The 13945-nt window shown below is 64.3% G+C and carries 12 protein-coding genes; 10 read left to right on the top strand and 2 right to left on the bottom strand.

Annotation, left to right across the window (positions count from 1 at the left end; translation table 11 throughout):
* Positions 1 to 24 precede the first annotated feature (24 nt).
* The 5 genes from ACQY7V_RS03740 to ACQY7V_RS03720 are packed head-to-tail and all read left to right on the top strand — an operon-like array spanning position 25 to position 5331.
* A complete protein-coding gene (locus ACQY7V_RS03740; RefSeq protein ID WP_235361083.1) occupies positions 25 to 1539 on the top strand; it encodes a sugar ABC transporter ATP-binding protein in 1515 nt (504 codons plus the stop codon).
* Positions 1536 to 2585 carry an ABC transporter permease gene (locus tag ACQY7V_RS03735; protein WP_235361084.1) on the top strand — a complete coding sequence of 350 codons (1050 nt, stop codon included), beginning with the start codon at positions 1536 to 1538 and terminating at the stop codon, positions 2583 to 2585. Before ACQY7V_RS03740 ends, ACQY7V_RS03735 begins: the two co-directional genes overlap by 4 nt.
* On the top strand, positions 2582 to 3628 hold the full coding sequence (locus tag ACQY7V_RS03730) for an ABC transporter permease (RefSeq protein WP_235361085.1): 1047 nt from the start codon (positions 2582 to 2584) through the stop codon (positions 3626 to 3628). Before ACQY7V_RS03735 ends, ACQY7V_RS03730 begins: the two co-directional genes overlap by 4 nt.
* Before the next feature lie 51 nt (positions 3629 to 3679).
* Entirely contained in the window at positions 3680 to 4687 is a 1008-nt protein-coding gene (locus ACQY7V_RS03725) for a dihydroxyacetone kinase subunit DhaK (RefSeq protein ID WP_235361086.1), read from the top strand.
* On the top strand, positions 4687 to 5331 hold the full coding sequence (locus ACQY7V_RS03720) for a DAK2 domain-containing protein (protein WP_303772611.1): 645 nt from the start codon (positions 4687 to 4689) through the stop codon (positions 5329 to 5331). Before ACQY7V_RS03725 ends, ACQY7V_RS03720 begins: the two co-directional genes overlap by 1 nt.
* Positions 5332 to 5430: 99 nt before the next feature.
* Here the strand turns inward: ACQY7V_RS03720 and ACQY7V_RS03715 are convergent, their stop codons facing one another.
* Positions 5431 to 6429, bottom strand: coding sequence for a hypothetical protein (locus ACQY7V_RS03715; RefSeq protein ID WP_303772610.1), 999 nt, complete (start codon positions 6427 to 6429; stop codon positions 5431 to 5433).
* 94 nt (positions 6430 to 6523) lie between these two features.
* On the opposite strand from ACQY7V_RS03715, the gene ACQY7V_RS03710 reads away from it, so the two are divergent.
* Positions 6524 to 7636 (top strand): glycerate kinase, encoded by a 1113-nt coding sequence (locus ACQY7V_RS03710; protein ID WP_428638971.1) that lies wholly within the window; start codon positions 6524 to 6526, stop codon positions 7634 to 7636.
* Positions 7637 to 7702: 66 nt separating this feature from the next.
* On the opposite strand, the gene ACQY7V_RS03705 is transcribed toward ACQY7V_RS03710, so the two are convergent.
* Positions 7703 to 8716: a LacI family DNA-binding transcriptional regulator gene (locus ACQY7V_RS03705; protein ID WP_428638969.1), complete on the bottom strand. Its 1014-nt coding sequence runs from the start codon at positions 8714 to 8716 to the stop codon at positions 7703 to 7705.
* Positions 8717 to 9051: 335 nt separating this feature from the next.
* Here ACQY7V_RS03705 and ACQY7V_RS03700 point away from each other — a divergent pair, with 335 nt between their 5' ends.
* From ACQY7V_RS03700 to ACQY7V_RS03685, 4 genes are all read left to right on the top strand, one after another.
* On the top strand, positions 9052 to 10830 hold the full coding sequence (locus tag ACQY7V_RS03700; RefSeq protein ID WP_303778210.1) for a glycoside hydrolase family 31 protein: 1779 nt from the start codon (positions 9052 to 9054) through the stop codon (positions 10828 to 10830).
* A 64-nt stretch (positions 10831 to 10894) separates the two neighbouring features.
* On the top strand, positions 10895 to 12148 hold the full coding sequence (locus ACQY7V_RS03695) for a sugar ABC transporter substrate-binding protein (protein ID WP_428638968.1): 1254 nt from the start codon (positions 10895 to 10897) through the stop codon (positions 12146 to 12148).
* On the top strand, positions 12145 to 13062 hold the full coding sequence (locus tag ACQY7V_RS03690) for a carbohydrate ABC transporter permease (RefSeq protein WP_428638967.1): 918 nt from the start codon (positions 12145 to 12147) through the stop codon (positions 13060 to 13062). The genes ACQY7V_RS03695 and ACQY7V_RS03690 overlap by 4 nt, the downstream gene beginning before the upstream one ends.
* Positions 13059 to 13931: a carbohydrate ABC transporter permease gene (locus tag ACQY7V_RS03685; protein WP_320772006.1), complete on the top strand. Its 873-nt coding sequence runs from the start codon at positions 13059 to 13061 to the stop codon at positions 13929 to 13931. The genes ACQY7V_RS03690 and ACQY7V_RS03685 overlap by 4 nt, the downstream gene beginning before the upstream one ends.
* Positions 13932 to 13945 lie beyond the last annotated feature (14 nt).

Below are 13945 nucleotides of genomic sequence, written 5' to 3'. Positions count from 1 at the left end.
CAACCAGCCATGTGGAGGTGCTCAATGAATGAATCGAGACCGGCGCGCGAGCGCGCCCCCTTTCTCGAGGTTGAGGGAATCGTCAAGCAATTCGACGGCGTGAAGGCTCTCGCCGGAGTGGATCTCGCAGTTTTCCCCGGCGAGGTGCTGTGCCTCGCAGGAGAGAACGGCTGCGGAAAATCAACCCTCATCAAGGTGATCTCCGGAGTGCATAAGCCGGATGCTGGCGCAATCCGAATCAACGGGCGGACCATCGACTCCCTTTCTCCACTGGGTGCGATGAAGGCCGGGATCCAGGTCATCTACCAGGACTTCTCGCTCTTCCCCAATCTCTCCGTCGCCGAGAACATCACGATGACGGACGGGGTGTCGAAACGGCGCTTCTCCTTCAGCCGGGCGAACAGCCGAGCGCACGCCGAACAGGTCGTGAGCCGTCTCGGCGTCGATCTCGATCTCGATGCGGACGTTGAGACGCTGTCGGTCGCCGACAAGCAACTCACCGCGATCTGCCGCGCCCTCGCGAATGACGTGAAACTCCTGATCATGGATGAGCCGACGACGGCTCTCACTCAGAAGGAAGTGGAGCGCCTCTTCCTCGTCGTCGAGAAGCTCCGCGCAGACGGCGTCGCGCTCGTCTTCGTCTCCCACAAGCTCGATGAGGTCAAGCGCATATCCCAGAGAATCGCGATCATGCGCTCCGGGCGCAACGTCGTCGACAGCCCGGCAGCCGAGCTCGACCGCGATCAGATCGCCGAATACATGACCGGCCGCGTCCTCGATCAGACCAGGCGCGTCTCCGCGCTCCCCGACGATGCCGAAAAGCGTCTGGAGGTCGAAGGCCTCACCTCGGCCGGAGCGATCTGCGATGTCTCATTCTCAATCCGCAAGGGGGAGATCCTCGGGCTCACCGGCCTCCTCGGTTCGGGACGAACGGAAATCGCCGAAGCGCTCTTCGGCCTCCTGCCGATCGACTCGGGACGCATCAGGATCGACGGTCGGGAAGTCCGAATCCGCTCGATCGCCGATTCCATCAGGGCCGAAATCGGCTACGTCCCCGAAGACCGTCTCACGGAGGGCCTCTTCCTCGACAAGTCCATCGCGGACAACGTCATCGCCGCCTCCATCGACCAGCACACCTCGAAGTTCAAGACCTTGCGCGAGGGACTCATCCGCAAGACGATCAAGGACTACTTCGATTCCCTTCGGATCAAAGCCCCCGATGTGCAGGCCCCTGTCAGGTCCCTGTCCGGCGGTAATGCGCAAAGGGTCGTCCTCGCGAAATGGCTCGCCCGCCACCCCAAGGTCCTCATCCTCAACGGCCCCACCGTCGGGGTCGATGTCGGGTCGAAGTCGGAGATCCTCGACATCCTCCGGGACCAGGCCGAACGGGGAACGGCGATCCTCATCATCTCCGACGACGCCCCAGAGCTCGTCGCCTGCTGTCACCGGGTGCTCGTCACCCAGGAAGGCCGCATCGAAGCCGAACTCGTCGGCGACGACATCGATGCGGACGCGATTCGGAAGTTGGTCGTCGCATGAGCTCTTCGCTGAAGACGAGGGGAATAGCGCCCCTCCTCTCCTGGATCAAGGGGCAGAACAACGAGGGCGTGATCCTCCTCGTGCTCCTCGCCCTCGTGATCGTGATGTCCTTCGTCAGCCCGGCGTTCTTCACCGTGTCGACGCTGTTCGCGATCATCCGATCCTCGATCGTCCCGCTGATCTACGCCCTGGGCGTCCTCCTGGTCATCATCTCGGGAGGAATCGACGTCTCCTTCGCCGCGATCGCGGCCTTCGCCTCGTACTCGACGATCGTCTTCCAACTGACGACCGGGACCGACCTCGGTCTCGCCGGATCCTTTGCGATGGCGATCGCGATCGGCGCCTTCCTCGGACTGATCAACGGATACGTGATCTCGAAGTTCCGACTCCCGACCCTGATCGTCACGCTCGGCACCCAGGGGATCTTCCAAGGATTCCTCCTCGCATACGTCGGCTCGAAGTACATCGCTCAGCTCCCGGAGGGAATGGCCTCGGTCTCCACGACGAACATCGTCACGATGAAGACCGAGACCGGCGTCGCCCTCCTGCACGTCATGATCATCCCGGCGCTCCTCCTCGCTGCGGGCGTCGCGCTCATCCTGTCGAAAACGATGTTCGGACGGTCGATCTACGCCATCGGCGGAGACATCGAGTCCGCGACCCGGGCCGGAATCCGGGTGAAGCGGAGCCAGATCAAGGTCTATGTGATCGTCGGCGTCATGGCGGCAATCGCGGGAATGATCTACATGATCATGGGCCGGTCCGCCAATCCCCAGGAACTCGTCGGCAACGAGCTCGACATCATCGCAGCGGTCGTTCTCGGCGGGGCGTCGATCTTCGGCGGGAGGGGATCGGTACGGGGGACCGTGCTCGGCGTCCTCCTCGTTCAGCTCATCAATAACAGCCTGATCCTCGTCGGAGTGCCGAGCGCATGGCAGCGCACGGCCGTCGGCGTCCTTCTCATCGTCGGTGTGGGGATCCAGGCGCTCTCCGCTCGCCGGAATCATCGGCGGGCTTCCAACGAGGTTGAGGAGGTCGTGCGATGACGCGGAATCTCGGCCGCGCGCTGCGGGACGCGAACGATCAGATCGACAGTCGCGCGGCGGCGCTGCTGCGAAGGCTGCGCCGCAATACGGGGATCGTCCGCATGGTCGCTCTCATGCTCCTCGCCCTGCTCTTCTTCACGGTCACCTCGCCCTCGGTATTCCTCACGGGGCTCAATCTGCAGAACATGCTGCTCGCGGTGCCCGAAATCGGCATCCTCGCCGTGGCCATGATGATCTCGATGCTCACGGGCGGTATCGATCTCTCCCTCGTGTCCGTTGCGAATCTCGCCGCGATCACCATCTCGACGACATTCACGGCACTCGCGGCAAGCGATCCGGCGCATGCCGAGACGATGGGGCCCCTCCTGATCCTCCTCGCCCTCGCCGTCGGCATCGGCGCGGGAGCGGTGAACGGGATTCTCATCGCCTTCGTCGGAGTCACCCCGATTCTCGCCACCCTGGCCACCATGCAGATCTTCAACGGTCTCGCAGTCGTATGGACCGGAGGGAAGACCCTCTACGGCTCGCCCGCCGCACTCACCGCATTCGGACAAACCGCAGTCGCGGGGGTCCCGGTCCTGTTCCTCGTCTTCGTCGCCGTCGCCCTCATCGTCGGATTCCTCATCAACAAGACTCCCCTCGGTCTCGGGCTGGAGCTCGAAGGTTCGAACTCCGTCGCAGCGAAGTTCTCCGGAATCCGTTCGAGAAGCCTGCTGATGCGCTCATATCTCCTCACGGGTCTGCTCGGAGCAGTCACGGGGATCGTCTTCATCTCGCGGAACCCGACTGCTTCGGCTGATTACGGGGCCTCATACGTGCTGCTCGTCATCGTCATCGCCGTTCTCGGCGGGACGAACCCGAACGGCGGATTCGCAACGGTCGCGGGGGTCTTCCTCGCTGCGATGACCCTCCAGATCGTCCAATCGGGATTCACGGCGATGAGGCTGTCCACCTTCCAGTATTCGATCGCTCAGGGGTTGATCCTCATCGGTGTTCTCGTCATCGACCGCATCGATTGGAGGGCGCTGTTCAAACGGAAATGAGTCACCCTCCCATCCCGCTCATCGAAATCGAACTATCACGAAAGGACTGACATGAAGAAGATCATCAATGACCCCGCCGACTTCGTCGATGAAATGGTCGAGGGCATCCTCCTTGCTCATCCCGACGAAGTGAAGACTCCCGGAGAGGACAAGCGCGTGCTCGTCCGAGCAGATGCTCCCTTGACGGGGAAGGTCGGTATCATCACCGGCGGCGGCTCAGGCCACCTCCCCCTTTTCAAGGGCTATGTCGGCAAGGGGCTGTGCTCGGGCGTCGCCATCGGGAACGTCTTCTCCTCGCCGAGCGTTCAGCAGATCGCTGATGCTGCGAAGGCCGTTGACGGGGGCAGGGGAGTCCTCTTCCTCTACGGCAACTACGGCGGCGACGTCTTCAACTTCGATCTCGCCTCCGACATGCTCGAACTCGACGACATCGAGACCAAGACGGTCCTCGGTCGCGACGATGTCGCCTCCCAACCGAAGGAGCGCAAGCTCGATCGACGCGGCGTCGCGGGAATCTTCTTCGCCTACAAGGCTGCGGGCGCCGCCGCCGAGCGCGGCGACGACCTCGAAAAGGTCGCTGAAATCGCCGAACGCGTCGTCGACAACACGGCGACGATGGGCGTCGGACTCTCCCCCACGATCCTGCCGACCACCGGAGCGCCGAGCTTCGAGCTGCCCGACGGTGAAATGGAGATCGGCATCGGCATCCACGGAGAACCGGGCATCCACCGGGGGGCCTTGACGACTGCGGATGAGATCGCGGATTCGATCTTCGATGCAGTGAGCGCCGACTTGGATCTTGCGAGCGGCGATCGTGTCGCCGTTCTCGTCAACGGCCTGGGCGCGACGCCGCTCGAGGAGCTGTACCTCCTCTACCGCCGGGTCCACCAGAGGCTCGAAGGCCTCGGGGTGAAGATCGAGCGCCGCTACATCGGCGAATACGCCACGAGCCTGGAAATGGCCGGGGCCTCGATCTCCCTGCTCAAGTTGGACGATGAGATGCTCGATCTCCTCGACGCTCCCGCCCGTTCGCCCTTCTTCGAGGAGGTCGGCCGCTGATGAGGACCCCTGAACTGATCGAGCAGATCACGAAGACGATGACGCTCCTCATCGACTCCGCCGATGAACTCCGGGACCTCGACCAGGTCCTCGGCGACGGTGATCTCGGCATCACCGTTTCCGCCGGGGCGAAGGCCGTGATCGAGGCGCTCGAGGCCGCTCCGGAGCTCGCCGAGCCGAGCGAGGTCGCGAAGACCTGCGCCCGCGCGTTCGCGAATGCGAACCCCTCGACGATGGCGGCGCTGGTCGCCGGCGGTCTTCTCGCCGGATCGAAGGCCTGGGCGGGCCTCGATGAAATCGGTGTCGCGGAGGCCGAACAGTTCATCCGCGCCGCCGCAGGCTCGATCTCGCATCGTGGCAAGAGCCAGGTGGGGGACAAGACCATCCTTGACGCGATGGTCCCCGCGGCGGATGCGGTCGCGGATCATGTCGATGATGAGGAGCCGCTCGCCTTCGCAATCGACGCCGCGTCCTCCGCAGTCGTTGAAACACGGGGCCTTCAATCCCGAAAGGGAAGGGCATCGTGGCTGCAGGATCGGAGCATCGGCTTGCAGGATCCCGGTGCAACGGCCTTCCTCCGTGCGCTTGAAGCGTGGAGGGACGCCGCTTCAGGGACTGTCGGGCCGAAGGGCGCTGTCGACTGATCGATATCGGAATGCGGGTGCCCGGTGCTCTTGCGAGCGCCGGGCACCCGCCCCGTCTTGAAGAAGGGGTGCGATCGAGCGCGCTCGAGGGCGAGTGGGCTAATCGATCCTCTCCGCCGCGATCCTGTGCCGGATCACGTAGGTCTCACCGGCCAGCAGGTCGACCGCCGTGGCGTATCCGGCTTCGGTGAGCGGATTCTCGGCGGCGGACACCCCCTCGCCGAAGTCGAATGCGGAGGTGATGGGTTCGATGCCGAGGCAGAGGTTCTTGCCGGCCCAGGGTTCGCCCTTGCGCCCGCGGTTCGAGATCCACAGCATCGCGTTCTTCAAGTGGGTCGAATCCCATTCGACCGTGACGCGGTAGCCCTCGACCTCGTTGACGAGGGCGATCCGCGGCTCCTTCGGGGCCGCGATGAGGATGATCTCGTCGACCTCGACGCTCAGGGGCAGGCGTGACAGATCGATCGTCGTGCCGTCGGCTCGCGGTGCGGTCGCGAGATCCTCGAAGACCGCTCCGAGTTCGAGGACCGTCGTGCCCGAATCGAGCGGCAAAGCCCAGTAGGCGTCGCATTCGGGAGTCTCGATGCGCGCCGCGCCCTCGTCCTCGGGGAGGCGGAGGATCGGATGCAGGCCGAGCGGCAGGCGGCAATCGGTGCGCACGCGGATTGAATCCTCGAACTCGACGGCTCCATCAGTGCAGGTCACCGTGCGTGCGACGCGTTCGATGGGGGAGCCGGCGGGGTAGTCGAGAGTAAGTTTCGCGGACTCCTCGCTCACTTCGATCGGGATCCAGGCGGCGTTCGCGGAAAGTCCATGAATCCATTCGCCGGCACCGGCGTGACCCGTCCGCCAGGCTTCGGGGAGATCGTCCGCGCTTTCCGGCGCAGCCCCGAAGGGGACGCAGAGGAAGTCCCCGCGCAGGCGGTCGAGGATCGGAGCTTCCGCAAAGCCCTGCCACTTCGCCGCATATGTCGGAGTGAATTCGCGGTCCGTTCCAGCTTCGAATACGGCCGTGGTCATCGCTCCCTGGAGCTGAATGCCCGCTCTTGTGCGTCCGGTGCCGATCGTGAGGTCCATGAATTCCGACTCCTTCGTCATGTCAGAAACTGTCAGCAGTTCTTCGCGTGTTTCATCGATGAATCACGTCTCTCGCCTAGCGTATAAGCGCAAGCTCATCGACTGAGGAGATCTTGTGAAATTCGTCCTCGCACCTGATTCCTTCAAGGAGAACATGCCCGCCGTTGAGGCGGCGCGGGCGATGGAGCTCGGGGTCCGGGACGTGTTCCCCGATGCCCGATGCGTCCTCGTTCCCATGTCCGATGGGGGTGAGGGCTTCATCGAGGCGGTCGGGACCGCGTGGGATGCGCAGCGCGTCGAGGTGAGGACCGTCGACGCCCTCGGTCGGCCGATCTCTTCGACCTATGCGCTCGCGGGCGGGCGCGCGGTCCTCGATGTCGCTTCGTGCGCGGGCCTTGAATTGATCGCCCCTGAGGATCGTGATGTCGTGCGCTCGAACACCGCGGGGCTCGGCCTGCTCATTCGTGATGCGCTCGCACGCGGCGCCGAGGAGCTGCTCATCGGTATCGGCGGTTCGGCGACGAATGATGCGGGCGCGGGAATGCTGCACGCGCTCGGCGCGCGTTTCCTCGATGCCGAGGGCGGTGAGCTCTCCCCCTGTCTGGATGATCTTTCCCGCGTCGGGCGCGTTGAGACCGCCGCCCTGGAGGAGGCCCTCGCGGGGGTGAGGATCCGGGTCGCCTGCGATGTGACGAATCCGCTCAACGGGCCGATGGGCGCGACTGCCGTGTTCGGTCCGCAGAAGGGCGTCGCCGAGGAGCAGGTGGCGGTGTTCGATGAGACTCATCGGCGTTTCGCGGAGGTTTCCGGCAAGGCGGATGTCGCCCGGATGCCGGGTTCGGGCGCTGCGGGCGGTCTGGGCTTCGCCTTGCGGGCGTTCTGCAATGCGGAGTTGCTGCCCGGCGTCGACCTGGTCGCGCGGGCCGTCGGTCTCGCCGGGAGCGTCGAGGACGCGGACTGGGTGTTCACTGGTGAGGGTTCGCTGGATTCGCAGACGCTCAATGGGAAGACCCCGGCCGGAGTCGCCGCGATCGCGAGCGCCGAGGGCGTTCCCGTGATGATATTCGCCGGGAGGATCAAGGACGGTGCCGAGGTTCTCCTCGAGCACGGTGTCGCTCGGATCGTGAAGGTGGGCGATCCTGATGAGCCGCTGGCTGAGGCCTTGAAGCACGGCCCGCAGAACATGCGCCGCGCAGTCGCGCAGGTCTTGAACTCCCTCCGGCTGTGAAATGACCCGAGAATCGTGAGCCGGGCTGCGCTCCGAACAGGCCGGGTCCGATCTTCAAGGCTTCCGCTAATGCGCCGCCATCACCGTTGTCCCCATTCGGAGGCGAGGCTCGACGAGGTGACGTATGGGCCGATCGGGGGGCCTTGAGGAGATCCGGGTGATGAGGAGCTGAATCGCCCGTTCCGTCAATTCCTGCGTCCTCATGTCGAAGCAAGTCGGACGGTCGGGCGTGTGCGCCCGCTCTTCGTCCCACGAGGAGGCGATGAGGCTGATGTCGCGCCCGGGGATGAGGCCGCGGTCGCGCAGCGCATTGCACCAGTCGTCAGCGGAGACGACCGGGGCGAGGAGGAGGGCGTCCCCGGCGACGGGGGCCAGTCGGGAAAGGTATTGCGCGACGTGGCGGTACGACACGTCGACCTGGTGCTCGAGGAGGGAGATTCCGAGAGAATTCGCGCAGGCGCGCGCTTCCTTGCGGAATCTGCTGATGAAGTTCAATTCGGTGAGTGATTCGTCGTGCGGGACGAGAAGGGAGATCCTCCGGTGCCCGCGTTCCCGGAGCAGCTCGACGGACTGCCGAGCGGCGGATTCGTAATCGGAATCGATCGCCAGAATGGGATCCTCGTTGTCCGGTATGCCGATGAAGACCGCGGGGGTGCCCGATTGGTGGATGACATCGGTCCGGGGGTCCCGCGTGGCGACCTCCATGATGAGCAGGCCGTCGCACAGCGCGCCGTCGATCACTCGGCGGAGGCCGGGCGCGCCCTCGTCCGCCGTGACGAGGAGGATGTCGTAGTCGTACTTCCTGGCCTCCGTGGTCAAAGCGATGATGAACTGATGCTGAGCGCCGGGGTCGGCGCCGGGGTGATAGGGGATCACGGTTCCGATGACGTTGGTCTTCTTGGAGCGCAGTGCGCGGGCTCCTGAATTCGGTTGGTAGCCGAGTTCCGACATGGCGCGAAGGACCCGTTGCTCGGTGTCGGGCGCCACGGCTCTGCGTCCGCTCATCACGTAGGACACAGTGGTTTGTGAGACGCCGGCGAGTCTGGCGACATCGTGACTCGTGGGCTTTTGTGATGTCATCGTTACTCTCGAGCGTTGACGGTGTGGGATACGTCGCTTTAGTCTAACCACATTGCGGCACTTCGGTGCCGCCGGTGTTTTTCAGCATCGCGCATACGTATGCGCGATCGGCAAGGAGGCTGCGAGTGCAAGATGTTGCCGTATTCGAATCGGGCTTCGAGCTTCGTCATCACCATGAGGTGATTCGGGTTGAGACCTGGGGGGAGAACTCCTTCCGCGTCCGGATGTCGCGCCATACGCTCGATCGACCGGATCATGGCGCATTGGGCGAGCCCCCTCTCTCCATTCCCGCGCACATCGAGGTCCTGTCGAAGCGCATACGTATGCGTTCAGGTGTGAACACGATTGAGCTGGTGATCGACGATGGCGCGGGCAACCCGCGGCCCCTCCTCTCGTTCCTCCGCGGGGATGAATGCGTTCTCGCAGAGGCCTCGGAGCACTTCTGGTGGCCCGGAGCCCACGGCGTTTACCCGGGGCCCGGGGGCGTCGAGGTCCACCAGGTCTTCGCATCCGACCCTGACGAGAAGCTCTACGGCCTCGGGCAGCACGCCCATCCGCATCTCGATCACAAGGGCCTCGTCCTCGATCTCATCCAGCGCAACGGAGAGGTGTCGATCCCCTTCGTCCTCTCAGACCGCGGGTACGGCCTCCTGTGGAACAATCCCGCCGTCGGACGCGTGGAATTCTCGAAGGACCGCACACGATGGGTCGCCCAGGGCACGGAGATCATCGACTACTGGCTCTGCTTGGCGCCGACGCCGAAGGAGATTCTTTCGGCCTATGCGGACGTCGTCGGCCACGCCCCCGTCCTTCCTCATTGGGCGACGGGATTCTGGCAGTCGAGGCTGCGCTACATGTCGCAGGATGAGCTGCTCGAAGTCGCACGGCGCTACAAGGAGCTCGGCATCCCGCTTTCGGTGATCGTCACGGACTTCATCCACTGGCCCGCGATGGGCGACTACGAGTTCGACCCGGAGGAGTACCCCGATCCCGCGGCGATGATGCGCGAGCTCGAAGAGCTGGGGACGAAACTGATGGTCTCCGTATGGCCGACGGTCTCCCCCCTGTCGAAGAACTACGAGGAGTTCCACGACCGCGGCTTCCTCGTCGGCACCGAAGCGGGAGTCGAATTCCATCAGAAGTTCAAAGACAAGGGGATGCCGACTCCGCTCCCCGTCGCCTTCTACGACGCGACCAACCCGCAGGCGCGGAAGTATCTGTGGAGCAAGATCAAGCAGAACTACCACGACCTCGGAGTCCGAGTCTTCTGGCTGGACGCATGCGAACCCGAGTTGAACCCCGGGCACCCGGGCAACCTCAGCTACTTCACGGGGAACGGCCTTGCGGTGAACAACACCTACCCTCGAGAGAACGCCAAGGGATTCTTCGAGGGGATGCGGGATGCCGGAACCCCTGAAACGGTCCTGCTCTGCCGCTCGGCCTGGGCGGGACAGGCGCGTTACGGAGCCGCCGTATGGTCGGGCGACATCGCTCCGACCTGGGAGGCCTTGCGCCATCAGGTCAGTGCGGGCCAGTCGATCGCGATCTCCGGCATTCCGTGGTGGACCTCCGACATCGGCGGATTCCACGGAGGGGATCCGCAAGACCCGGAATATCAAGAGCTGTTCATCCGCTGGTTCGAGTTCGGAACCTTCTGCCCGCTTTTCCGCCTCCACGGACACCGCGAGCCCCGAGAAGCCGTCGGCGCAGTGAGCCCGGGAGGCCCGAACGAGATCTGGTCGTACGGCGACGAGGCCTTCGCAATCGCGAAAGAGCACATCCTCCTGCGTGAGCGCCTGCGCCCCTACATCGACGGGCTCATGGAAGAGGCGGCCGAAACCGGGATCCCCCCGATGCGCTCGCTCTTCATCGAGTTCCCCGAAGATCCCTCCTCCTGGGATGTCGAGGACCAATTCCTCCTCGGGCCCGATGTCCTCGTGCGCCCCATCACGCAGCCGGGAGCGACTTGCGCGCGGGTGCATCTGCCTTCCGGATGCCAGTGGAGGGACGCGTACACCGATGAGGTCTACGACGGCGGTCAGACCGTCGAGATCGAAGCGCCCCTCGAACGAATCCCCGTTCTCATCCGGGCGAGCTCCGCCCTTTCCCTCTGAAACGACCATCCCGAAACGACCATCCCCTCACACTCACCGCATTTCATACGAAGGAGTAGGAAACATGTCAGTGATCAGTACGAAAAGAGGCCGGCTCAGCGCCCTCGGGGCCTCCGCCCTGTCATTCGCCCTCATCCTGAGCGCATGTTCGGGAGCGAGTCCGGACCCGGGCGCAGCCTCCGATGGTGGAACCGTCACCATCGAGATGTGGGACTACCTCGGCCAGGGCGTTTCCAACACCGCGATGGAGGCAGCGGTCGCCGCATTCGAGAAGGCGAACCCCGGATACGAGGTGAAGCGCACCTCCTTCGCATACGGTGATCTTGCGAAGTCCATCGTCCAGGGCGGCGTCGGCGGCGCCGTGCCCGACCTCGCCGTGGTCGACGTCGTCGACAATCAGAACTTCGCCGCCCTCGGACTCGTGAAGGACCTGACGGAGACGGAGGGCTCGCGCTCCGGCGAGTTCCATCCCGGCCCGTGGACGTCGACGCAGATGGACGGGAAGACCTACGGCCTCCCCCTCAATTCGAACAACCTCGGCCTCTACTACAACAAGGCGCTGCTCGACGAAGCGGGCGTCGCGGTTCCGACGACGTGGGAGGAGCTGAGCGCCGCCGCCAAGGTGACCGCGAACGGAGACGTTTCAGGACTTGCCATCTCCGCCGTCAAGAACGAGCAGGGGACCTTCCAGTTCCTCCCCTTCGTCTGGCAGACCGGAGGCGACCTCGAGGACTACGCGACCTCCGGTGCTGAGGCGCTGAGCTTCCTCAAGGGAATGATCGACGAGGGTTCAGTCTCCTCGGCGGTCACGAACTATTCGCAAGAGGACGCGCGCACACAATTCACCGCCGGGAAAGTCGCGATGATGATGAACGGGCCCTGGGAACTGCAGAATCTCGCCGACGTCCCCTTCGAATGGGGCGTTGCGCCCCTCCCCAAGGGGAAGGAGGCCGCCACCGGGCTCGGCGGTGAGAACGTCGTCGTCCTCCAGGAGGGCAAGCAGGCCGATGCCGCCGTGAAGCTCGCCGAATTCCTCACGAGCGCCGAGGGCGCGAAGATCTACTGCGACGAATCGGGGCAGCTCTCCGCCCGCCCCGACCTCGCCGGAAAGCTCAAGCTCTCCTCGGATGACAAGCTCAAGGTCTTCGAGGACCAACTCGCAGTCGCGCATGCGCGCGCCTACGGGAAGCAGTACGCGAAGGTCTCCGAAGCCGTTCAACTCTCGATGCAGGAGGCCCTGACCGGCGCGTCGACGCCGGAGGAGGCCGCCAAGAAGGCCGCCGGAACCATCGCGGCCCTGCTGGAGTCGGACAAGTGAGCTCCGAGCGTCGTCGAGCCCGGGCCGCGAGTGCGAAGACCCGCACTCGCGGCCTGGGCCTGGCCCTCTCGCTTCCCGCGCTGGTCTACATCGCGGTATTCCTCCTCGCGCCCCTCATCTACAACCTCTGGATTTCCGTCAGTGATGCGAACGGCGCGAATCTCATCACCGGGAACTTCGCGCCCAAGGGCTTCGCCAACTACCGGGCCGTCCTCGACGACCCGGAGTTCTGGAACGGCGTCGTCCTGAGCGCGGTGTTCACCATCTCCTGCCTCGTGCTCCAGTTCGTCATCGGCTACGCCCTGGCCCTGTTCTTCCGCAAACCCTTCCCCGGGAACGGCACGATCCGCGCTCTGCTCCTCGTCGGCTGGATCCTGCCCCCGGTCGTCACCGGCACGATCTTCAAGTGGCTCTTCGACTCGGACTTCGGCGTCCTCAACTACGCGCTTCTTCAAAGCGGTCTGATCAGCGAACCCGTGCACTGGCTGACGGGCCCGGCGACCTCGATGATCGCGGTGATCGTGGCGAACCTCTGGGTCGGGATCCCCTTCAACATGCTGCTCCTCCTCTCGGGACTGCATGCGATCGATGACGGGCTGTACGAAGCCGCCCAAGTCGACGGTGCGGGGTGGTGGCGCCAATTCTGGTCGATCACCTCGCCCCTGATGCGCCCCGTGATCGTGTCGGTCCTGCTCCTCGGGGTCATCAACACCTACAAGGTCTTCGACCTCATCTTCACCATGACCAAGGGCGGTCCGGTGTCGGCGACGACCACCCTGCCCGTCTACACCTATCTGGAGACCTTCAAGGTCTTCGAGTTCGGCAACGGCGCGGCCGCATCGACGCTCACGCTCGTGCTCCCCCTGGTTCTCTCGTGGTTCTACGTGCGCAGTCTGAAAGAGGAGGAGAGATGAGCGCGGCGAGTCCGTCATCCCAACTTTCGCACGCGGAGAAACGCAGGCGGCGTCAGCGGTGGACCAAATCCGTCATCGCCTGGATCATCGCCCTCGTCTACCTCTTCCCCGTCTACTGGATGGTCACGACCTCCTTGAAGGACAAGGTCGAGACCTTCTCGCAGCCGCCCCACATCGTCCCCTACGCGCCGACCCTCGACTCATATCGAGCGGCTTTCTCGCCCGAGTACGGGGTGTGGGTCGCCCTCGGCAACTCCTTCATCATCGCCCTGGGGACTTTGATCCTCACGCTGGCGGTGGCGGTCCCCGCCTCCTACGCCGTTGCGCGTTTCCGCGACGGGGTGTCGACCTCGATGATGGTGCTGCTGACGGTGGTGCAGCTCCTGCCGGCGATCGCGATCTCCATTCCGCTCTTCGTGATGTTCCGTCAAATGGGGCTGATCAACACCCACCTTTCGATCATCCTCGCCGACCTCTCCGTCACCCTGCCCTTCGCGGTGATCCTTCTGCGACCGTATTTCAAGCAGTTTCCCTATGAGGTCGAGGAGGCGGCGAAGCTCGACGGTCTCGGAGTGCTTCAGACGATCGTCAGAATCATCATTCCGACGATCCGGCCGGGAGTCGTGATGATCGGCTCCTTCGCATTCCTCATGGCGTGGGGCGAATTCACCTTCGCGCTCACGCTGTCCACGCAACAGGAGGTCCAACCCCTGACGGTGGCTCTCAACCGGCTCATCGGACAGTACGGGACGAACTGGAATCACCTGATGGCCGTCGCCGCTCTCATCGCGACTCCGGTCCTCCTGATCTTCATCGCATTGCAGAGGTACATCGTCGCCGGTCTGGCGGGAGGGGCGACCAAGGGGTAGTCGACCGGCCGACG

Source organism: Schaalia sp., from assembly GCF_050312375.1.
GTDB lineage: Bacteria > Actinomycetota > Actinomycetes > Actinomycetales > Actinomycetaceae > Pauljensenia > Pauljensenia hyovaginalis.
The sequence above is the reverse complement of the archived record's forward strand: the minus strand, read 5'-3'. Positions and strand labels throughout refer to the sequence as shown.